This is a genomic window from bacterium (assembly GCA_037143175.1).
Taxonomy (GTDB): Bacteria; Verrucomicrobiota; Kiritimatiellia; order CAIKKV01; family CAITUY01; genus JAABPW01.
Genome location: JBAWZF010000001.1, coordinates 149134 through 170541, shown reverse-complemented (window position 1 = coordinate 170541; position 21408 = coordinate 149134). Strand labels below are relative to the sequence as shown.

General features: G+C 57.3%; 12 protein-coding genes. All 12 read left to right on the top strand.

The genetic code is table 11. From position 1 onward, the window contains the following. The 12 genes from WCI03_00685 (at position 1) to WCI03_00630 (ending at position 21400) form a co-directional block, all read left to right on the top strand. A complete protein-coding gene (locus WCI03_00685; protein ID MEI8138362.1) occupies positions 1 to 960 on the top strand; it encodes a DUF58 domain-containing protein in 960 nt (319 codons plus the stop codon). A gap of 229 nt (positions 961 to 1189) precedes the next feature. Continuing rightward, positions 1190 to 3694 (top strand): BatA domain-containing protein, encoded by a 2505-nt coding sequence (locus WCI03_00680; protein ID MEI8138361.1) that lies wholly within the window; start codon positions 1190 to 1192, stop codon positions 3692 to 3694. Beyond that, positions 3691 to 6813, top strand: a complete 3123-nt coding sequence (locus WCI03_00675) for a hypothetical protein (GenBank protein ID MEI8138360.1) — start codon at positions 3691 to 3693, stop codon at positions 6811 to 6813. Before WCI03_00680 ends, WCI03_00675 begins: the two co-directional genes overlap by 4 nt. Beyond that, on the top strand, positions 6729 to 13532 hold the full coding sequence (locus tag WCI03_00670; protein ID MEI8138359.1) for a hypothetical protein: 6804 nt from the start codon (positions 6729 to 6731) through the stop codon (positions 13530 to 13532). The genes WCI03_00675 and WCI03_00670 overlap by 85 nt, the downstream gene beginning before the upstream one ends. A gap of 1 nt (position 13533) precedes the next feature. After that, complete coding sequence (locus WCI03_00665; protein ID MEI8138358.1) at positions 13534 to 14574, top strand: prenyltransferase/squalene oxidase repeat-containing protein; 1041 nt, start codon at positions 13534 to 13536, stop codon at positions 14572 to 14574. 89 nt (positions 14575 to 14663) lie between these two features. Next, positions 14664 to 15191, top strand: a complete 528-nt coding sequence (locus WCI03_00660) for a hypothetical protein (GenBank protein ID MEI8138357.1) — start codon at positions 14664 to 14666, stop codon at positions 15189 to 15191. An 80-nt stretch (positions 15192 to 15271) separates the two neighbouring features. Further along, on the top strand, positions 15272 to 15952 hold the full coding sequence (locus tag WCI03_00655) for a GNAT family N-acetyltransferase (GenBank protein ID MEI8138356.1): 681 nt from the start codon (positions 15272 to 15274) through the stop codon (positions 15950 to 15952). Next, positions 15915 to 17342 (top strand): PIG-L deacetylase family protein, encoded by a 1428-nt coding sequence (locus WCI03_00650; protein MEI8138355.1) that lies wholly within the window; start codon positions 15915 to 15917, stop codon positions 17340 to 17342. The genes WCI03_00655 and WCI03_00650 overlap by 38 nt, the downstream gene beginning before the upstream one ends. Positions 17343 to 17415: 73 nt before the next feature. Further along, positions 17416 to 17592: a hypothetical protein gene (locus tag WCI03_00645; protein ID MEI8138354.1), complete on the top strand. Its 177-nt coding sequence runs from the start codon at positions 17416 to 17418 to the stop codon at positions 17590 to 17592. 3 nt (positions 17593 to 17595) lie between these two features. Next, the gene (locus tag WCI03_00640) at positions 17596 to 18162 is read left to right on the top strand and encodes a hypothetical protein (GenBank protein ID MEI8138353.1); all 567 of its coding nucleotides are present in this window, start codon (positions 17596 to 17598) and stop codon (positions 18160 to 18162) included. Positions 18163 to 18244: 82 nt separating this feature from the next. Further along, positions 18245 to 18589: a hypothetical protein gene (locus tag WCI03_00635; protein MEI8138352.1), complete on the top strand. Its 345-nt coding sequence runs from the start codon at positions 18245 to 18247 to the stop codon at positions 18587 to 18589. A gap of 6 nt (positions 18590 to 18595) precedes the next feature. Next, a complete protein-coding gene (locus WCI03_00630; protein MEI8138351.1) occupies positions 18596 to 21400 on the top strand; it encodes a glycoside hydrolase family 38 C-terminal domain-containing protein in 2805 nt (934 codons plus the stop codon). Positions 21401 to 21408 lie beyond the last annotated feature (8 nt).

Below are 21408 nucleotides of genomic sequence, written 5' to 3'. Positions count from 1 at the left end.
ATGAGTGATTCCCCCCATAGCACTCCGTCTTCTGTCCCGCCTCACTTCCAGCTCCTGGATCCTGAGGCGATGGCAAAAATCAACAGGATTGAGCTGCTGGCGCGTCAAACCGTGGAGGGATTCATTTCCGGTCGCCACCAGAGTCCCTATCGCGGGTACTCGGCCGAATTTGCCGAACACCGGGAATATGCGCCCGGCGATGACCTCCGTGATCTCGACTGGCAGGTCTATGCCAAATCCGACCGCTACTACATCAAACAATATATCGAGGAAACCAACCTCCGTGCCACCATTCTGCTGGATGCCTCCGGCTCCATGTCCTATCGAGGCGAGAATGCCGCCAAACATCAGGGACAACCGCTCAGTAAATTTGAGTACGCCCGCTTCCTCGCCGCGAGTCTGACCCGTCTCCTCCTGAACCAGCAGGACGCTGTCGGGCTCGTGACCTATGACAACGCCATCCGCAACTACATTCCCTCCCGGACGCGAACCAATCATATGAACGTCCTGTTGGAGGCGATGTTCAACACAACCCCTGGCGAAGAATCGGCCCTCGCCCCGGTTTTCCATGAAGTTGCCGAACGGATTCACCGGCGCGGCCTCCTGATCATCATCTCCGATCTGTTCGACAAGCCGGAGGAGATTCTCAAGGCATTGCACCACTTCCGCTTCCGCAAGCATGAAATTATTCTCATGCACGTGATGGCGGATGAGGAGTTGACCTTCCCGTTCAAACATTGGAGCCAGTTCCAGGATCTAGAACAGAACGGAAACCATCTGGAGATCGATCCGGAATCCCTGCGTTCAGCTTATCTCCGTGAAGTCCGCACCTTTCTTGATGCCATTGAAAAAGGCTGCGGGGAAATGCGGATAGACTACGTCCCCTTTTCAACCCGCCAGGATTTTGATCTGGCCTTGGCCAGTTACCTGGCCCATCGGAAGAGCCTGGTGAGAAGATGAAGAGGCCAGTGAGCAGTGAACAGTTAACAGTGGCCAGTGGGCAGTGGGCAGTGGGCAGTCGACAGAGCTCGAATACCCCTCTTTTACTCTCTGCTCTCTGCCTACTGCTCACTGCCCACTGGCCACTGCTCACTGCTCACTGCCCACTGCCCACTGCCTACTGCCCACTGCCCACTGCTCTCTGCTCACTGCCCACTGCCTACTGGCCACTGCCCGTGCCGGAGTCACCATGACATTTTTAAATCCACTTATCCTCATTGGCCTTGCGGCGATCGCCATCCCGATCCTGATTCATTTGCTGAACCGCAGCAAACCCCGTCCCATCGAATGGGGTGCCATGCAGTTCCTGAGGGCCTCCATGACCGCCCGTAGCCGCCGCGTAAAGATCGAGGACGGTATCCTCCTGTGCCTGCGCTGCCTGGCGCTGGCCACCCTGGCATTGGCCATGGCCCGCCCCTTTCTTCCCAGTATGTCCGCCATCCCCTGGATCCTCATCCTGCCCGGCATCTTTCTCGCCGTACTCTGCGCCGGCATTGCCACGGTCCTCTGGCCCAATGAAAAGTTGCGCCGCCGGCTGTTGAAAATCGCGGCCGCCATGCTGGTCATTGCCGTACTGGCGACCCTCCTGGAACAGCGGATCCAGGCACGCCGCTGGATGACGGCGGCGGGAGGTGGCGACACGGTGATCGTTCTCGACGCCTCTCTCTCAATGACCATGGCCTCCGAGGGTCCAAGCCAATTCACCCAGGCGGTCCAGGAAGCCCGTGACCTGATTGAAAAGTCACGCCCCGGTGACGCCATGGCGATTATCCTGGCGGGCCCCGTCCCCCAGGCCCTTGTCAGTCGCCCCACCTCTGATCGGCGCGAGTTGCTGCGCGCCCTCGACAGCAAGGCCTGCAAACCCACCGGCAGCATCATGGCCACACTGGAAGCCCTGAACCTGGCGACCTCGATCCTGGCCGATGGTCCTAATGTGTCTAAGACCGTGGTGATATTCACAGATGGCCAGGCCGCAGGTTGGGACGGACAGACAGAAGCCCGCTGGAACTTTCTGGCCTCCGGCTTCAAGCAACTGCCGACTCCGCCGCGTATCATCTGCCGCCGCCTTCCCCACCCTGAACTGTTCAGGAATACGCTGGTCACTGGAATCCGCCTGTCACGCTCCATCATCGGTACAGATCGCCCGGTAAAAATCGAAGTCAGCGTCGCCAACTCAGGTAACGTCCCGGTCCACCCGTCCGCGCTCGAGTTGCTGGTGGATGGAAAACAAATCGAGCGAACTCCGATCATGAAGGATCTGGTGCCGCAGGCGGCCGAGGTATTCCTTTTCAACCACATGTTCGAGACACCCGGCTACCATGTCATTCAAGCCCGACTCGTGGCCGAAGATGATCTCCTCGCCGATAATTCCCTCGAACAGATTGTCCACATCCTGGATCGTCTACCGATCCTGCTGGTTGAGGGCGCCTCTACGGAACGTTTCTTCTTCCGTAAAACGGCAAGCCTCATCCGGGTCGCGTTGACCCCACGTGACGCCTCCGCCAATAAGAGTGCCGACACCTCGGAATTGCCCTATCTGGTCAAGCCCACCATTGTTGAGGCAGCTGATATCGGCACCATCAAAGATCTCACCCCATATCGCGTCATAATTCTGGCGGACGTCTCCCGTCTGCCTGCGGCAGAGGCCGAACGTGTGGCCGTTTTCGTCAAGGCAGGGGGCGGCCTGCTGGTGACTCCCGGTGCCCGCGCCGAACCGGCGTTCTACAATGCCTGGCAGACCACCGCCGGGGAGACCCTTCTTCCCGCCCGGCTCGAGCAACGCATCTACCCACCCGATCCGCTGAAACTGGAACTCAAGTCCTTTACCCATCCCGCAGTCCGACTGGTGGCGCAACCGGATCAATCGGACGCCCGGCTTGGCCTTATAGCCAGCTATTGGGAAATGGGACTCGATCCCGCCTCCAACGAGAGCCGGGTCGGCGGCCGGCTTGAATCCGGCGCCCCCTGGCTGCTGGAACGTCCACTCGGAAAAGGGAACGTATTGATGACGCCCATGGCCTTTGATCGCCGCGACAGCAACCTGTATTCCCTCAAATGCTTTGTCCCGCTGCTCCATGAGATGGTGTACTTCCTGGCGACCTCATCCCTGCAGGACTGCAATATCATGCCGGGTACAGAATGGACGTTGGCTGGCGTAGTTCCTGCGGACGTCAATAATACGGCGGATTGGGAAACAGCCACGGTCACCCTCCCCGCTGGCGAGCAACTTCCCATCCGGATCAAACAGGAAAAAAACCGGTTCATCGTCCGTTGCGGCGAGACCCGCCAACCCGGAATTTACCGTGTCCAATTCCCCGCAGCCCTTGCCGCCGCTGCCGGGGTCGCCTCGAATGGTAACTCCGAGGTGCTCTTTGCGGTGAAGAACCAGCCTGAAGAAAGCACCCTCACCTTTCTATCCGATGCCGATATCGCGGCCATCCGAAGCCACGTCGACTTGTTCCTGCCGAAATCTCTGGATGAACTTCTCACCGCCTTCACAGGGAATATACCCGGCCAGGAATTATGGAAGATCCTGGTTATCTGTGCCTTGTTTACACTCCTTGCCGAAGTTACCCTCACCCGTTGGATCACGCTACACCGGCATCTGCATCAGGCCAAACCGGTAACCCTGAAATCCCCGGCAGAAAGCGTACAGGCTACGAAAACACGACTAACGGAGTTGATGTCGAAATGATTGATTTCTCGAACAGTCTATTAGTCTACAGCCTACTAACCTGTCTTCTGCTGGGTTTGTGGATACGCGCCCAGGTTTGGAGCCGCGTGGTGGTGAACCCGTGGAAATGGCTGGCGTTTACCGGCAGATCAGCCCTTGGATTTTTGACGCTCCTCGCCGCCGCCGGACTGGCCCAACAGGCCGTCGTATTTTCAACTAAATGGCGTCTGTGGCCACTCTTGCTTCTCGCCGCCCTCCTGATCGAAACGGTCATGGCACTGGCACGTCTTGAACGGAATATCGTATCCCCCCGGGCTGGCAGAGCCCTGACCCTCCTCAGGATATCCACCCTACTGGCGGTTGTCCTGATGCTCTGTCAGCCCGTTTTCGTCTACAACGTCGCCCATAAAATCCAGCGTCACATCGTGGTCTTGCTGGATGTCAGCGCCTCCATGCAGATCCCGGATAACAACCTGACCGTGGCCGAAAAACTACGCCTGGCCGAGAGCCTGCAGCTCCCCATGGCTCAACGCCTCTTCCAAGTCGACACACTTGCCGACCGCTTGAACGAAGCCAGTCAGAACCTTCTGGCGCAACTCGACTGGCTTAATGCTCTTTCCGGAACCGGCCAGGATCTCCGCGCCCGCCAATTGAAACAGCATGTTAAAGCGCAACGGAAAGCGCTGACCCAGGTTCGCGACAGTCTCGAAGAAACCGTAAAAGTCCTCGACGAAACCGCGGCGGCGCCCTTCCTTCAGAAGGATGCCACCTCCCAAATCACCGATCTGAAGCGCTTCAGATCCCGAATTACCTCCGAAGCCAGTCAACCCCTGGAGCTTGCCATCAAGCGGGTTGACGACTGGCAGACCGTCACCAATAGCGGTGCCGCCTATGACTCCATCCGCGAAACCGTGCAAAAAACGGCGACCTTCCTCGCCGAGGGCGAAGCACGACTGCGGCTCATCGGCGATGCCGTGGATGAACGCTTCTACCGTTCCCTGTCCGAGTCGGATCGCAAGGCCATCGACCAGATGGCCACGTTCCGCCGGAGTGAGGTGGCGTATAAACTCCTGACAACCCGCACCGGCACACAGTCCCTGCTCGAACGTCTCGAGCATGAATATGGCGTTCAACTCTTGACCTTCGGGTCATCACCCACCGAAGTAAAAACCAAAACATTTCTTGAGGCCGCTGGCACCCTGGTCATCACCTCGCCTCCGCCCCGGCAGGTTCAGGGAACCGATATCGCTGGAGCCTTGGCCAGGATCTCATCCACCATGGTACCGGAACAGACCGCCGGGGTGCTTCTTCTTACGGACGGCCGCCACAACACCGCCGGTTCCGTGGAATCCATCGCCCGCAAATTCGGCGTACAGCGAATTCCTATCTTCCCTGTTGTACTCGGAGGAAATCAGTTCCCCCCGACCGATGCCGCCATCGCCTCTGTCACCGCGCCCGAATCGGTCAGCACAAACGACCGGATCTCCTTTGCGCTCGATTTGAAACTGGATGGCCTGTCTGGCTCCAATGTGACCGTCACCCTCTTCGATGGCGCCACCCCGGTTGCCTCTAACACCGTCACACCTTCAGCCGCTGCCTTCCGACAGCAGCTCCTGCTCTCGGATGCCCCAAAAACAAATGGCCTGCACGCCTATTCCGTCAGGGTTGGAAATTTCCCTTCCGAAGTCGATTCCAGCAATAACGTATTCAATATTCCCGTGCGGGTAGAGAGCGATGCCATCAATGTCCTGCTGATCGACGGCCAACCGCGCTGGGAATTCCGTTATCTCAAAAATCTCTTCATGCAACGGGACAAGAATGTGCGGCTCCAGTACCTGTTGCTTCATCCTGACCAGGTTGCGGGAATCACCAACCGCCCCCCGCGCGCTGCCACTGTCGCGGCAGACCAGGCGGAACCCGAAGCCACCCTCCTTCCGACGAATACGGCGGAGTGGCTGAAATTCGATGTCATTATCCTGGGAGATGTGGCCCCTGATGAACTGGGCAAGGCCAACATGGACATCCTGCGGGACTATGTCCTCAGCCGCGGCGGTTCACTCATTGTCATCGCAGGAAGTCGGCATATGCCGCAAGCCTATACCGGTACTCCCCTGACAGAAATCCTTCCCGTCACTTTCAAACCCACCCAGCGTCCCCTTCTTGCGGCACCGGAAATGGAATTTCGGCTCAGCCTGACTGCGGCGGGCCGGGATGCCATGTTTATGAGGCTTGATGATGACCCGGCCGGGAACCTGAAAGCCTGGGGCGAAGTGCCCGGACTCCGCTGGAGGAACGGCGCCATCACGGCCAAGAACGGGGCCACCGTGCTCGCCTATGCGACACCACCACAGCCGGAATCCGATGGGCTGCCTAGCCGTATTCCTGACGCCGAAAGTCTTCTCAAGCAACAACGACTTGAACAGGAGAATCCGCTCGTGATCAGCCATCAAGCCGGCTTCGGCTCGGTTCTGATGTTCGGGTTCGACCAGACCTGGCGTATGCGTTACAAGAAGGGCGATCAATTTCACCACAAACTATGGGGTCAAATTCTCGGCTGGGCCACGGCCGATAGAATTGCCACCGGTTCCAATACGCTCCGGATTGGAACCTCCCGCTCGCGTTACCCTGCCGGAAGCCCGATTCGCGTTACCGCACGGCTGGCCACGCCGGACTTCATGCCCATCATAAAAGCTTCCCCTGGCGCAACGCTGTGGCGCGGCGACCGGAAAGTCTCCCATTTCCAATTGAGTTATCGCGAGAGCTCTCCGGGGATCTACTTCACCGAACTGAGTGCGTTACCCGAAGGGAATTACCGCATTGAACTGGAAACGTCTGGAATCAGCAAAAAGGATACCGCCCCGTCACCGTTCACCGAATTTTCCGTCACGGCGGTAACGGATGCTGAAAAAGTTGAGCTTTCGGCGGACCGCGGAGTGCTGACCAGTCTGGCCGGACTTTCCGCCGGCAAGGTCCTGGATACATCTGCGCTCGACTCCATTTCCAAACGGCTCGGGCCCGCAAAAATCACGAGCACAGAACGGCGCCAGATTGATATATGGAATTCCTGGCCCTGGTTTCTTCTGATCCTGACGCTCCTGACCGCCGAGTGGATGCTGCGCAAGAAAGTGAGGCTGCCCTGATGAACAAGACCCCGATAAACGAACCGGCCCCGCTGCCAGCCCAGATTGTAACCGCACTCAGCGGGCTGATCCGGCGGACACGGCACCTGATGATTCTCCGCGGACTTTGCGCTTCCTGTGCCGCCGGACTCGGAGCGTTCCTGCTGATCATGCTGCTGGATGCCAGCGTCACCCTGCTGGTCGAGTGGCCCCGCTGGGTCATGACCGTGCTGGCCTATGCTGCCTGGGTGGGAGCGACAGTCTGGTACCTGATCCGGCCCCTGACCCACTCGTTCACGCTGGCCGGCGTTGCACGGCTCATCGAAACACACCATCCGGAATTACAGGAGCGCATCAGTTCCGCCGTCCAACTCCTGGGCAGTAAGGATCTCCCCTCCATTCGCGGCTCAGAAACCCTCATCGCGGCCTTGACCGAAGAAGCGGTCCGCGAAGCCATCACGATCCAACCCCGCCATGAAATCTCATTTCGCGGCGCGATTCCGTTCGTCGCCGCCGCCGCAATCGTATTTATTTCGCTGTCGACGATCTACCTGGTATGGCCCCGGCAAACTTGTTTCCTGCTGGCACGTGCCACAGCCCCCTTCCTAAATCTCCCCAACGTTCAGGCGGTCGACCTCGTGGTTGAACCCGGCGATACCCTTGTTGCCGCAGGATCTTCCTTGAACGTTTCGCTTCGCACAGCCAACCCGGTCGTCTCCTTCGCACGGCTTCGCCAGGTGGATCGTCAAGGCCGTGTAACGGTCATGGAAATGGCTCCACTGCCGGCCTCAACCAATCAGCCGGGACGACGCTTTGCCGTCACCGTTCCCCGCATCCTGAACGACTTCCGGTATCGCGTTCAGGCCGGCGATGCACTCTCCCGGTATTTCACCGTCCGTGTGGCCATCCCCCCCGTCATTGAACACCTCGCCCTCCAATACAGCTACCCCGAATACTCACGCCTGAGCATCAAGCAGGAGCGTGACGGCTCCGGAACCATCCGGGCGCTTGCCGGCACCGCCGTATCCCTGTCGGCTCAAGTCAACAAACCCGCGCGCCAAGCCATACTTTTGGTGATGACCCCCACCCTGACTAACACCTTCACAGGACTTCTCCGCACGGAAGGAAAAATCAATTTTTATGATTTCAGTCTCACGTTACCAGGAAAACTGAACGGTAGTTGGACCATCCGACTGACTGACGAAATCAACCTGACCAACTCTCCATTCGAGCACCCTATACAGAGCATCCCGGACAATCCACCCGTGGTCACCCTAACCAGCCCCCTCACCCGTGAGCTGCACCTGAACCGCGAGGCCCGCCTCCCTATCACCTACCGGGCTGAAGACGATCACGGGTTAACCGCCGTGGCCCTTGTTTGCACTGTTTCGGGAATGACCAACGACCTGATCCGGTCCCTGCCCCTGCCGGATTCCTCGCCAGAAACAATTCCAAGAACCCTCAATGGAGAAACACTTATCGCGCTTGAGGACATCTGTTTCAGCAACGCGACACGCGTCTCCTTCCGCATCCGGGCGTTTGATAACCTCCCGAGGCCTTTCCAAGGTCCCCAGAGCACCGACTCGGAGCCCTGCACCATCCTCATTGATAATCAGGCGGCCTCCTGGACAGAACAAGTTCTGACCAGTCAGGATCAGCGCGTCCAACAGGGACTCAAGAAGGTCCGGGATCAACTCAACCTTGCCCGCGAACAGGCACGGGCCCTGGAAAAGCCGTTGGGCCAGCCCACCCTCCCCGACAGCACCACCCGCCAAATTGACACCCTTCAGGATACGCTGGCCTCCACCGACAACGGGCTGAGGAAAATCGCCGCTGATATTGACAAGGGCTTCTTTGAATCCATGGCCAGTAACCTGACCACACTTGCGGAAGGCCATATCAGCAAGGCGGAAAATATGGCGGGGCAAATCCGTCTTCTTGACACCCCCGCCGAGCGCACCGCCATCAACAGCAATATCACTGCGGAAATCACCACCTCGCTGGAGACCGTGGAGAAGGCTATTGAGAATCATGAAATTGCCAGGGCCGCAGTTCACCGCGCCGTGAAACTCGAGCAGTTGGCGAATAAACAGGCCGCCCTTGCGCAAGCCCGGCAAGACATGGACAACACCCCGCCCATCCCTTCCAGTAACACGACCGCCATCGCCCAGGCTGCTGCCGCCTCAAATGAGTGGAAGCGTGCCCAGAATCAGGTGGCCAATGAACTCGCCAAAGTCACCCGCGAAACCCCCGGCTCCGCAGCCCAGATTGCCGCGGCTATCAGTAACCGTACGACTCAAGCCGCCACTCAGGCCAATGACCTCGCGACGCGGCAGAAAGAGCTCGCGGCTTTAACAAAAGAAGAAACGGAGCGACTTCAGAAACAGGACAGCCAATGGCGCGAGCTCACCACTCGCCAGAATCAGTTGGCAGATCTTGCCCGCAACGAACCGCTGGCAGCGGCCCAAAGCGAAGCCATGCGAAATGCCGCCCGCGATCTGGAATCCGGAAAAACCGCACATGCCGTCGAAACCCAGGCCAACGTATCCGACGCCCTGAAACAGGCCGCTGATATACTGCGCCAGGCTGCCAACGCTCAACAGACCGCCGTGCCACAGGCTGCACAGCAGCAGTCTCAGGATTCTATCAAACCGAACCCCACGCGCGAACTCGCCGCCCGCGCGGCTGAACTGAATGCCGACCAGCAAGCCTCCGCCAACCCCAAACCTGAAGACCCCTCTGCAAAAGCCGCAACACAACAAGCAGCGCGGCAAGCACAGGAAGCCAGCAGCCTTGCCAAACTCGCCGCACTGAACGCCGGACAGGCTGCGGAGAGGGCCCAACAGACCGCTCAACAAATTGACCAAAACAAAGCCGCGACTCGCGAGGCCGCACAAGAGATCAGACAAACCGCACAAGCAGCGGCAGACCAGGCGAAACGAGCACAACAGGCGGCTCAAGCCGCCCAACATGAGGCCAATCAAGCCGCTGAGCTGGTTCAAAAATCAACTTACTCCACTTCCACACACGCCGCAGAAGAGGCGCTCGCCGAGACTGCGAAGTCAGCCGACTCAGCCACCGTCCATGCCAAGACGGCATCAGATGCGGCGTTGAAAGCCAGTGGACTCGCCGCACGGGCGGCGGAGATAAGAGCCAATCAGGAAGCTTCCTCCACCCCCAACTCTGCGGTTACCCCGGCAAAAAATGATACACAACAGGCGGCACAGCAGGCTCAGGATGCCCGTAAGCTGGCCCAGCAGTCGACCCAACGCGCCGAACAGGCGGCGGACAAAACCAGACAGGCAGTTCAACAAATCGAACAACAGCTTTCGCTGGCAAAGCAAACTGCAGTAAAGAGTTCACAGGCAGCGGAACAAGCGGCCCAACAAGCGCAACATGCCATGGGGAAAGCCAACGAACAGGAACTGATCAATGCCACTCAGGCGGCACGGCAGAAAGCTCTGTCCGCACAACAAAACGAGGACGCGGCACGCAAGGCCAGCAAGCAGGCACAAGGGTTATTGAAAGCAGCCGAGCAAGAGGTTCTGAAAGCTCAAAAAGCGACCGAGGATACCCAGCAAGCCGCTCAACAGGCAACTGAACAAGCCCAGAAAGGTGCCGCCGCCCCCACCCCGTTCGCCGCCGAACAGGCACAAGCCGCAACTGCCAGGACGGCAGCAGCAGCCACGGCCCATGCCGTGACTGCACAAGAAGCAGCCTTGAAAGCTGCAAAAATTGCCGAACGGGCGACAGACCTGAGTGCGGAACAGCAAGCCTCAGGAAAATCCCCGCTCGAAAACGCCCTGGCAAAAGCCGCCACGCAACAGGCCGCACAGCAAGCACAGGAAGATGCCAAACTTGCCCGGCAGGCAACGGTAAACGCCGGGCAGGCGGCTGAAAATACCAGGCAGACAGCCCAACAACTCGAACAACAGGCGGCGATGGCTAAACAAACTTCCTCAAAGAGTGCACAAACTGCCTCACAAGCCGCGCGACAGGCAAAACAAATCAACCAGTCCGCCGAAGTTCAGGCACAAAAAGCGCAAAATGCGGCTGAAGAAGCCCAGCAGGCGGCGAAAGAGGCAATTGATCAAGCGCAGAAGGCTGCTTCTGCCACGTCCCCACGCGCCACTGAACAGGCTCAGGACGAAACCCGTAAGGCCGCCGCCTTAGCCGCAACCAAGGCCTTGGCCGCAGAAGAGGCCGCGCTCAAAGCCAGTGACTTCGCCGCGCGTGCCGCAGGCTTGAAAGCCGAGCAACAGGACTCCAGTAAACTCAACCTTGAAAATGCCGCGACTAAGAACGCCACTCAACGTTCAGAACAGCAAGCTCAAGACGCCCGCCGGATGGCCCAACAAGCTGCCAAAATCGCCGGTGAGGCGGCAGAACGCGCCAAACAGTCAGTCCAACAGGCCGCACAAGAATTGGCCACAGCCCAGGAAGCCGCCGCTAAAGGCTCACAAACAGCTGAACAAGCGGCACAACTGGCCCAGCAATCCAAGGGTACCGCCAACGAACAAATCATGACTCAAGCTGCTCAGACCGCCCAGAAAAATGCGCAGACCGCGAAGCAGAACGAAGTCGAAGCGCGTGCGGCTGCAGAGCAGGCAAAGCAAGCCACCCAAGCCGCAGAACAACAGGTGCAAAAATCACAGCAGGCGGCTCAAGCGGCCCAGCAAGCCGCTCAACAGGCAACTGAACAAGCCCAGCGGGGAGCCACCGCCAACTCCACGCGCGCCGCCGAGCAGGCACAGGCAGAAACGGCCAAGGCGGCCGCCGCCGCCACCGCCAACGCCGTAGCCGCCCAGGAAGCGGCGCTAAAGGCCAACGAGTTTGCCACCCAGGCAGCAGGTATCAAGACCAATGCCCAAGTTACCGCCGCCATTGCGCCGAAATTCGGAAATGTCTCGGCGAAAGCGTCCGCACAACGAGCCGCGCAGCAAGCTCAGGAGGCCAACAAGATTGCCCAACAAGCAGCAGAGGCCACAAAGCAGGCAGCAGAAAAAGCCCGGCAGGCAGCCCAACAAATCGATCAACAGGCAGCCACCGCCCAACAGACGGCGGCCCGAAGTGCTCAGGCCGCTCAGCAGATTACTCAGCAGGCAACTCAAGCCAAGGGTAAACCCGACGAACAGGCAATGGCTCGCGCTGCTCAGACCGCACAGCAAAACGCCCTGGCCGCCAAACAAAATGAAGCCGCAGCCCGGGACGCCTCACAGCAGGCAAAACAATCCGTCCAGTCCGTGAATCAACAGGTTCAAAACGCACAACAGGCGGCTCAAACGGCCCAGCAAGCAGCCCAAAATGCCATCGAGCAAGCCCAGAAGGCCGCCGCTTCAACCTCCACACGCGCCGCCGAACAGGCTCAATCAGAAGCCACGAAGGTGACGTCCACAGCTACCGCCAATGCCGTGGCCGCAGCCGAAGCGGCATTGAAAACCAGCGAAATTGCCGCGCGGATCCTTCAACAAAACAATGCGCTAAAGTTGTCAGAACTGGCCCGGCAGCAAGCGGAACTTCACCGCGAAGCCGCCAACCTGATTACAGGAAAAGAGAACGCAAAAGATTTACTGAACGCAAACCTCTCACGACAGGCGGGCGAACAGCAGCAGAAATTAGCGGATGAAACCGATGCGCTGGCACGTGAATTGAATAAGGAGCCCCCTCCCACCCGCGCGGCGATACAGGCAACCCGGGCGGCAGATACGGCCCGTCAGACCGCCTCTGAAATGCAAAAAGGTGACCTGCCACAAGCAAGTTCATCCGCGACGGAAGCCAGTCAGGCCATGAATCAACTCGCCGATACGCTTCGCTCCGCAACCACAGCGACCGCCTCAGACCGGCTCGATAAACGTGCAGAACTCGCCCGTCTTGCCCAGCAGGCCGACACCCTCTCAAAACAGCAGGCACAACTGGGACATCTGATGGGTGCCCTCGCCGAGAACAGGCCACACGATGCCTTGCAACAACAGCAGGAACAATTGGGCGGAGAGGCGAAAGAACTCACCCAGGAAGCCAACGTACTCCATGAACAAGCGAACGATGTTCTGGCACAATCCCAGATTGGCCCCAAAACAGCACAGGCGGCCCAGGAATTAAACCGGGCAACCCAATCTGCAGAACAATCCGCCAAACGATTCATCGAGGCAACCGGAAAGGATGATGATTCCGGGCGCAGGGCCTCAGCCCAGGAACAACAACAGGCTGCCAGCCAAACCCTTCAGAACCAGCAGAACGCCGCCCAATCACTGCAACAGGCCTCCGCTCAATTGCAACAGGTTGCCAGTGCTGCGGGTTCCCCTCAAACGCCCAGGGCGGCCCCTGGCCAGCAACCCGCCGCCTCGCTGGCAGCTCAGGAAGCCATCGCCCAAGCCTATCAGTCGGCCAAACAGGCGGCGGAAAGTTCACAAGTATCTGCCGCCGCACAGTCCGCCACTCAACTGGCGCAAGCCGCTCAACTGGCTGCCGCCGATGCTCAAGCCTCAGGCGCCAACGCACGCCCTGCGACCCTCCAATCGGCCAGTCTTAACAGTGACGGCAAAAACGATACCTCACAGGCCTCCGAAGGGGTCCCCTCCTTTGCACGACGTATGGGGCTAAAACTTCAGGATTGGCTCCGTCTGCACGGTGAATTGAAAGACGATGTGCTCAAGGCGGCCAATAATGAAGGCCCCGAAGAATACCGCCCCTTAATCCAGCGCTATTTCCATGAGGTTTCCGGTCATGGAGAAGAGGAGTAATATGAATATCTTCACACGATTACTTGGACTGGCAACGCTCACTCTCCTGCTGGCCTCCTCGTCCAACGCTGCACCCTCTGTGATACAAGATGTAAAGTATCAACGCGCGTTTGATGAGGCGGTGGATAAAGGGCTCTCCTTCCTCGCCAAATCACAAACAAAAGATGGGGCGATCGGAGAAAAGCAGTCACCCGCCATCACATCTCTGGCCGTCATGGCATTTCTGGCCCGGGGCCATACACCGGGACTTCCTCCCTATGGCGATGTGATCAATCACGGCATAGATTTCATTCTCACAACCCCGGACACGAAAGGCACGATGATGGGCGGCCAGGGCCAGATGTATAGCCACAACATCGCCTGCCTGATGCTCTCGGAAGTCTCCGGCATGGTGGATCCGGAACGCCAGGCCAGGATCGATGCGATTCTGCCAAGGGCCATCCGCATCATATTGGACGCCCAGGATGTCAATAAGCCCGAGTCCATGGCTGGCGGCTGGCGCTATCAGCCCACCAGTACCGACAGCGATATCTCCCTTGCCGGCTGGGCCTTGGCGGCCTTGCGCTCGACCCGGAACAATGGCGCACCAGTGCCCAAGGAGGCGATTGATAAAGCCGTGAAGTTCATCCTCCGCTGCCGGACCCAGGACAATGGGTTCGCCTACCAGCCCGGTGGCGGGGCCAACCTGGCCCGTACAGGAATCGGCCTCCTCTGCCTGGAACTATCCGGAAGGCACCGCGAAGATGTCACGCTTAAGGCGGGGCAGTATATTATTAATCAGTTCAAAAAAGACTCACCGTTCAGTGGCGATTCTGGCCGCTACTATGCCCTGTACTATGTGGCCAACGGGATGTTCCAGCTGGGTGGTCCGGAATGGGAAGCCTTTGCCCCGATCCTCTATGACACCATTCTTAAAACGCAGTCAAAAGACGGTTCATGGCCAATCTCGGGCAGCCATGATAAAGATATCACCTATTGCACCAGCATGGCCATTCTCTCCCTGAGTGTCTCCTACCGCCAGCTCCCCATCTACCAACGGTAGAGATTCCTCATAAATATCCAAGAAGCATGTGGCATCGAATGTTTTAGTTAAAAGACATTTGACACCGACACACGGAATTGTGGTACTTTTTGAAGACATTAGAAAAAGAACGCATCACTATGGATATCAAGCATCATATTCGCGAAGCCCAACGCAAGATTATCAACAACCTGATAACCTGTGAGTTACTGATCGCTGACCTCTACTCAGAGTTCGGGCGGACAAATCAGGAAATGTCTGAATTCTGGCAGGACCTTGCGCTTGAGGAAAAAGAACATGCCGCTCAACTCACATCGGTGGTTCACCTTCAGGGAAAGGGCCTGATTTTTCAGGATATTGGACGGTTCGACACCGTTGCGATGGCACCCTTAATGGACATGGTTAAAAAGGAATTAGAATCAGCACGTCTAACGCCCCCCTCTCCCATACATGCCCTTTCAGTTGCTCTGGACGTGGAAACATCACTGATTGACTCACATTTCTACGAAATCGTGAAAGCCGATTCCCCTGAATATCAGGCTATTGCCCGCGAGCTTGGAGCGGATACGAAGCAGCATGTCGAAAAGGTGCGAGCCAAGTTCATTGCATGCCATCACAAGGATTCCAGGAAAAAGTAACCAACCTTCCGCCCCTAAGCTTAGAGGCGGGAATGAATGCCACCAGCTCCGTATCAGCCAACGGTAACCGGAATAGACTCATGCCCCCCCTCGAACAACCCAGTTCCATAGACACCGTGAACATCCGTCCCTATCAGGCCAGTGACCGGAGTGCCATCCGGCATATCTGCGCTGAAACGGCTGCTGCGGGCGAGCCGCTGGAAAACTTCTTTTCAGACCGGGAATTGGTTAGTGACCTTGTAACACGATATTATACCGACTTCGTCAGCGATTATTCCTGGGTTGCCGAACTCAATGGACAACTAGTCGGGTACCTGACGGCTGCCCCTGACACCCATGCTTTCAGAAAAAGTCTCCACTGGAGCATCGGCCCACAAGCCTTCCTTCTGGCGCTCGGGCGGGGGCTTCTTTTCAAGTCGACAACCTGGGCCATGGCGGGAGCCTTAATAAAGCGAAAAGGTCAATGTATCCGCCCCCCTTTCCACGTGCCGGAGAATTACCCCGCCCACCTCCATATCAACCTCTTGAAGCAGGCACGAGGCCACCATACCGGCTCTAAACTGATTTCATTGCTGCTGCAAAAGCTCAAGACCAATCATGTCCCGGGCGTCCACGCCACTGTTCTCGCCAATAATGCCGGGGCCTGCGCATTTTTTGAACGGATGGACTTCAAGCCGATTTTTGAATACGATGAAACCCTGCCGGCTAACAAGGGAGTTCGCGATGTTCATGTTATCGTATTTGGAAAAGCGGTTCGTTAAAAAACGGAGTTGCAGCGCGCGTTTACTCCTCCTCGCCCTCATCACAGTCCCCTTGCTGGCCACAGCCGAACGGCTCTCTTCAGGCCCTGTAACGCTTTGCAACACTGACCGCATTCTCATCCTCGCCCCGCACCCAGATGATGAAGTCATTGGATGCGGAGGAGTCATTCAGCAAAGTGTCGCCATGAAGCTTCCCGTACGGGTGGTCTATTTCACATATGGGGACAATAATGAATGGTCCTTTCTAATTTACCGCAAACATGCCGTACTGGCCCCCGGAGCCGTCAAACAGATGGGCCTGATCCGTCATAATGAAGCGGTGGTGGCGGCGGAAACGTTGGGGCTATCCACCAACCAACTCACGTTTCTGGGCTATCCCGACTTCGGGACCCTCCGCATCTGGATCAACCACTGGGGCGATAGCCCTCCTGCCGAAGGGATGATGACTCACGCCACTGCAGTACCCTATGCCAATGCCTTGCGGCCCGGGGCACCTTACCGAGGGGAAGAAATCGTCAAGGATCTCACCAGCGTGATACGCGCCTTTATGCCAACCAAGATTTGCGTTTCACACCCGGCCGATTTCAACGTGGATCACCGGGCACTTTATTGCTTTACACAATTGACCCTGTGGAATCTTGAAAGTGAGATTCGCCCTGAAGTTTTCCCTTACATGGTCCATTTTCCCCGCTGGCCCAATCCGCGCGGCAACCACCCCGGCCTCCCCCTCAAACCGCCAGCGTTTTTCGAGGACGATATTGCCTGGCGCGATTTCAGACTGACGCCGGAGTTGATTGCCGGCAAGGAAAAAGCGTTGCGGGCACACCGGTCCCAATTTGAATATGCCGCACACTATCTGGAATCATTCATGCGAACCAATGAGCTTTTCGGAGATTTCGAAAGAATCGTCTTCCCGGCTCCGATCACGACCCGCTCCAAGGTGAGCCTGTTGCCAACCGCGCCCCCCCGGCCTGATGAACGTGATGAGGAAAACCATTTAACCGAATCTGAACGCAATGGTTTCGTTGGTCTTGAGTGGCGCCATATCCAGTTGGAAACCAATGCCGTCAAATTATCCATTAACCTGTCGCGCCCTCTGGGCGAAGCGGTATCAGCAGCTATCCAGGTTTTCGGGTACCGCCACGATGTCCCCTTCGAACTGATGCCTAAGATCCGGGTGGAGATCGGCCTCCTGGGAAATACCGTCCACAACCAGAACCTTTCACTACCAACCAATAGAATCAGAGTTTTGCACCATATGCGGGACATTGAAGCCGAGATCCCTCTCGATCTCCTGGGGTGCCCCGAACGCCTGTTTGTCTGCGCCCGAACCTACCTGGGAGAAATCCCCCTCGACTGGGTCTCCTGGCGCCTCGTGGAACTTAAATGAGCGTCAGTCATTCTTCTTGCGTCTCGCTTGGCATCCTTGGTAATTTTCACAGCGGAAAGGTTATTCTAAACACATGGAGTCAATCATCACCAATGTTGCGCATCGGCCGCGACGCAGTTTGTGCCTGGAGCGTTCCCGTGAGCTGGAATTGGAACGGCTTAAACGCTTGTCCGTACAGGCGAGAATAGAAACGGCGCTGACCATGAGCACCCGTTTCGCGTGGCTCAAACCGCAACCCAAGGATAACTGACCCGTGAACGATCCTGAAGCCATCCTGCGTGCCGCGGAAGGTGTCATCGGCATCCTTAAGGGGCATCGCATTGACGCCGTGGTGATCGGCGCCGTGGCGCTCGCCGCCCACCACTACGTGCGACAAACGGAAGATCTCGACCTGGGGGTGAATGCCGACCTTCCGACGATGCGGGCGCTCACAGAATCGCTCCGCAAGGCGGGCTTCACGGCTGAACTGAGGGAGCCTGACGGCGACGATCCCTTGGGAGGCGTCATCGATGTGAGCGGCCCCTTTGGCCTCCTGCAAATCATCAGTTACGCGAACAGATTCCCGGCGGTGATTGAAGACGCCTTGCGTCTTTCGAATCTTGTGGTGAGGGAGGGCAGTCCGCTCAGGATCGTCCCAATCCCCCATCTTGTCGCTCTTAAACTCTATGCCGGCGGCTACAAATCGAAAGCCGACATCGTCGAGTTATTGGCCCGTAATCCCGATTTTGACCTGAACGAAATCCGGACGGTGTGCGAACAATACCGGCTCGAGGGCCTTGACGAACTTCTCTCGGAATCATCTCGCGGGCAATCCCGATGACTTCCTTTGCTTGGACAATTAGAATTGAAACTTTTTTTATTTACCCTGATGAGTAAACGGAACCTGCTTAAGGAGATCGAACATGGCTAAGAAAGTTTCTGGACTGGATGAGATTCTCGGGCGTTGGCGGACGGAAATCAAGGGAAAGCGCCGCCGCATCATTTCCTTCGAGGAGACCGTCGACATCAAGATTAACTCCCTGAACAAGCTGATCTTTACAGATGTCGAACCGTTAAATGGTTGGGAGTTCAAACATTTCAAATATACCCGCCAGCGCGAGCGTATCGCGATCGACGACGAGTGGCGTCCGATTTCCGTGGGCGAGCGTTGGGGTGGTCCCGACATGAGTGCCAAGTTCCGGTGCAATGGCCGGATGCCCGCCCGTTTCAAGGGCAAGACGGTTGTCCTCAAGGTCTATTTCAGCTGAGACACGTTGCTCTACGTAAACGGCAAGCCCTATCACGGCATCGACCCGTTTCGGGATACTGTATTTTTGACCAATCACGCCAATGGCGACGAAAGTTATGAGTTCGAGGCCGAGTCCTACATCATGTGGCATTTCGGCGAAGACGAGATCAAGACGCTGGAAATCTCGCAACTGGCCGTGATGGATGTTGAAATGAAAGACATCTACTGGGATTTCCGCGCCGCCTACAATGTCATGATGGTGCCCAATCAGGATCCTGACCTGGTGGAATTCCTCAAGGCCGGCTTCATCAAGGCCATCGAGCCGATCGACCAAAATGAGAAAGATATGGATGCACGGCGCGCCAATGCCCGGAAAGCCCGTGATATCCTGCGCCGCGAAATCTATGAAACAGATCGCTTCCAGAAGGAAGGACTGATTCATCTGGCCGGAAACTCCCACCTGGACGTGGTCTTCCTGTGGACTCATGCCGAGTTCGTGCGCAAGCTCGGGCGTACCCACGCGACCGCCCTGCGGCTGCTGGCACAATACCCGGAGTACACCTTCTCCCAGAGCCAACCGCTCATGTACGAGGAGATGAAGAATAACTATCCGGAGATGTACGAGGAAGTTAAGCAGATGGTGAAGGCTAAGCGGTGGGAAGTGATCGGCGCCTTCTGGGTCGAGCCTGACTGCAACCTGATTTCAGGCGAATCGTTTACCCGTCAGATTCTGTACGGAATCGATTTTGTGGAGCGTGAGTTCGGGGTCACCCCGCGAACCTGCTGGTGCCCGGACGTTTTTGGCAACGCCTGGACCATGCCCCAAATTCTGGCCAAGAGTGGGCTGAAGTACTTTGTGACGCACAAAATGGGCGTCTGGAACGACACCAACCCCTGGCGGAAAAACACGTTCTGGTGGCAGGGCCCGGACGGCTCGCGCATTTTCTCGCTGATGCCCCCAACGCACTTTATCGGCTCGATCGAGGCCGACCATCTGGCTGAGCACTGGAAGAACTTCGGGGACAAGAAGACCATTGGCGAAAGTCTCTACAACTTCGGTTGGGGTGATGGCGGTGGTGGGCCGGATGTGGAAATGCTGGAGTATCAACGCAGATATGCGAACTTCCCCGGCGTGGTTCCGACCAAGCCTTCATTCGTCGAAGAGGCGTTGGATCGCATGTACGAGAAGGGCAAGGACGCCGACCTGCCGGTCTGGAACGATGAACTCTATCTGGAAGAGCACCGCGGGGTACATACCACCAAAGCCCGCCTCAAAAAGCTCAACCGCATTTGTGAAAACCTGTATCGTAACGCCGAACTCTTCAGTGTGTTGAGCGGCCGCGTCTATCCGCGCGAAACGCTGGAACAGGGTTGGAAGATTGTGCTGACCAATCAGTTCCATGATTCGCTGCCAGGCTCCCACATTTCCCCTGTTTATCAGGATCTGCTGGAAGCCTATGACAAGACGCTCGCTATCGGCAACGAGGTGCTGGGCCAGTCCCGCGTAGCGATAGTCCGCCGCGTGCATACGTCTGGCGAAGGGCGTGCCCTGGTCGTGTTTAACAGCCAGCCATTTGTCCGCAATACCATCGCATCGGTGGAGTTGGAACCCGCAAACGTCCACGTGATTGATAGTGAAGGGCATGAAGTCCCTTGCCAGTTTATCAAACACTATGAGACCGGACGCAGCGTCATGCTGTTTGAAGCGGACGGGGTTCCTGCCGTCGGGTACAAGGTGTTCCGCCTGATCCAGGGAACAGGCAAAACCAGCTTCAAGCCTGTTTCCGTCAGCCGGACGTTACTGGAGAACGATCTGGTGCGGGTGACCCTGAACGGCGAAGGGGAAATTGTTTCGCTGGTGGATAAACAGACGGGACATGAATGTATTGATGCCGGCAAGCGCGGTAATGTCCTGAAGCTTTACGAGGATGTGCCGGGTAACTATGAGGCGTGGGATATTGCTCCAACTTATACCAAGGTCACGTTTGATGTTTCAGGCGCGACCGTGGAAGTACTGGAAAATGGCCCGGTCCGTTCGGCCGTTCAAGTCTCGCGATCGTTCCGCGGTTCGAAGATGACCCAACGGATTGTGCTCACCCGCAATTCTGCCCGCGTTGATTTCGAAACATGGGTGGATTGGCATGAACAGCAGAAGTTGCTGAAGATCCGTTTCTTCACCAATATTGTGACGCGACTGGCGACGTATGATATTCCCTATGGCAATATCCAGCGCAGCAGTTACCGGAACAATTCGTTCGATGAGGCCAAGTTCGAGGTATCAGCCCATTACTGGATGGATCTCTCGCAGCATGATTATGGTTTAAGCGTCCTGAACAACTGCAAGTATGGACATGAAGCCTTCGACGGCATGATGTCACTCTCGCTGTTGCGCGGTCCGCTCAGTCCCGACCCGCTGTCGGATCAGGAGCAACACTGGTTCACCTACTCGCTCTACCCGCATAACGGGAGCTGGGCTGAAGGGGGAACACACCAGCAGGCGCTGGACCTGAATGATCCTGTTGGCGTGGTGGTGTGCGATGGGCACAAAGGCGAACTGCCCCCGATTCACGGGTTTATTTCCGTGGATGCGCCCAATGTGACGCTGGAGGCCCTGAAGCAGGCGGAGAAGAGCCATGATGTTGTGATCCGTTTGCTGGAGCGGTATGGCGCGACCCGCCCGGTGACCGTGACCTTTGATAAGGCGCTACGTACGGCGACGGAGTGCAATCTGCTCGAACGTGAGGATGTCCCGGTTAAAATGGACGGTAAGACGTTGACCTTTGAGATCAAACCTTACGAGATACGAACCTTTAAGGTGCGGTTCGATTGACCGTAGAG

Excerpts from the sequence above, each read along its gene's own strand:
- WCI03_00685 (MEI8138362.1), top strand. The coding sequence starts at position 1 with ATGAGTGATTCCCCCCATAGCACTCCGTCTTCTGTCCCGCCTCACTTC.
- WCI03_00655 (MEI8138356.1), top strand. The coding sequence starts at position 15,272 with ATGCCCCCCCTCGAACAACCCAGTTCCATAGACACCGTGAACATCCGT.
- WCI03_00680 (MEI8138361.1), top strand. The coding sequence starts at position 1,190 with ATGACATTTTTAAATCCACTTATCCTCATTGGCCTTGCGGCGATCGCC.
- WCI03_00635 (MEI8138352.1), top strand. The coding sequence starts at position 18,245 with ATGGCTAAGAAAGTTTCTGGACTGGATGAGATTCTCGGGCGTTGGCGG.
- WCI03_00675 (MEI8138360.1), top strand. The coding sequence starts at position 3,691 with ATGATTGATTTCTCGAACAGTCTATTAGTCTACAGCCTACTAACCTGT.
- WCI03_00645 (MEI8138354.1), top strand. The coding sequence starts at position 17,416 with ATGGAGTCAATCATCACCAATGTTGCGCATCGGCCGCGACGCAGTTTG.
- WCI03_00665 (MEI8138358.1), top strand. The coding sequence starts at position 13,534 with ATGAATATCTTCACACGATTACTTGGACTGGCAACGCTCACTCTCCTG.
- WCI03_00670 (MEI8138359.1), top strand. The coding sequence starts at position 6,729 with ATGGAATTCCTGGCCCTGGTTTCTTCTGATCCTGACGCTCCTGACCGC.
- WCI03_00650 (MEI8138355.1), top strand. The coding sequence starts at position 15,915 with ATGTTCATGTTATCGTATTTGGAAAAGCGGTTCGTTAAAAAACGGAGT.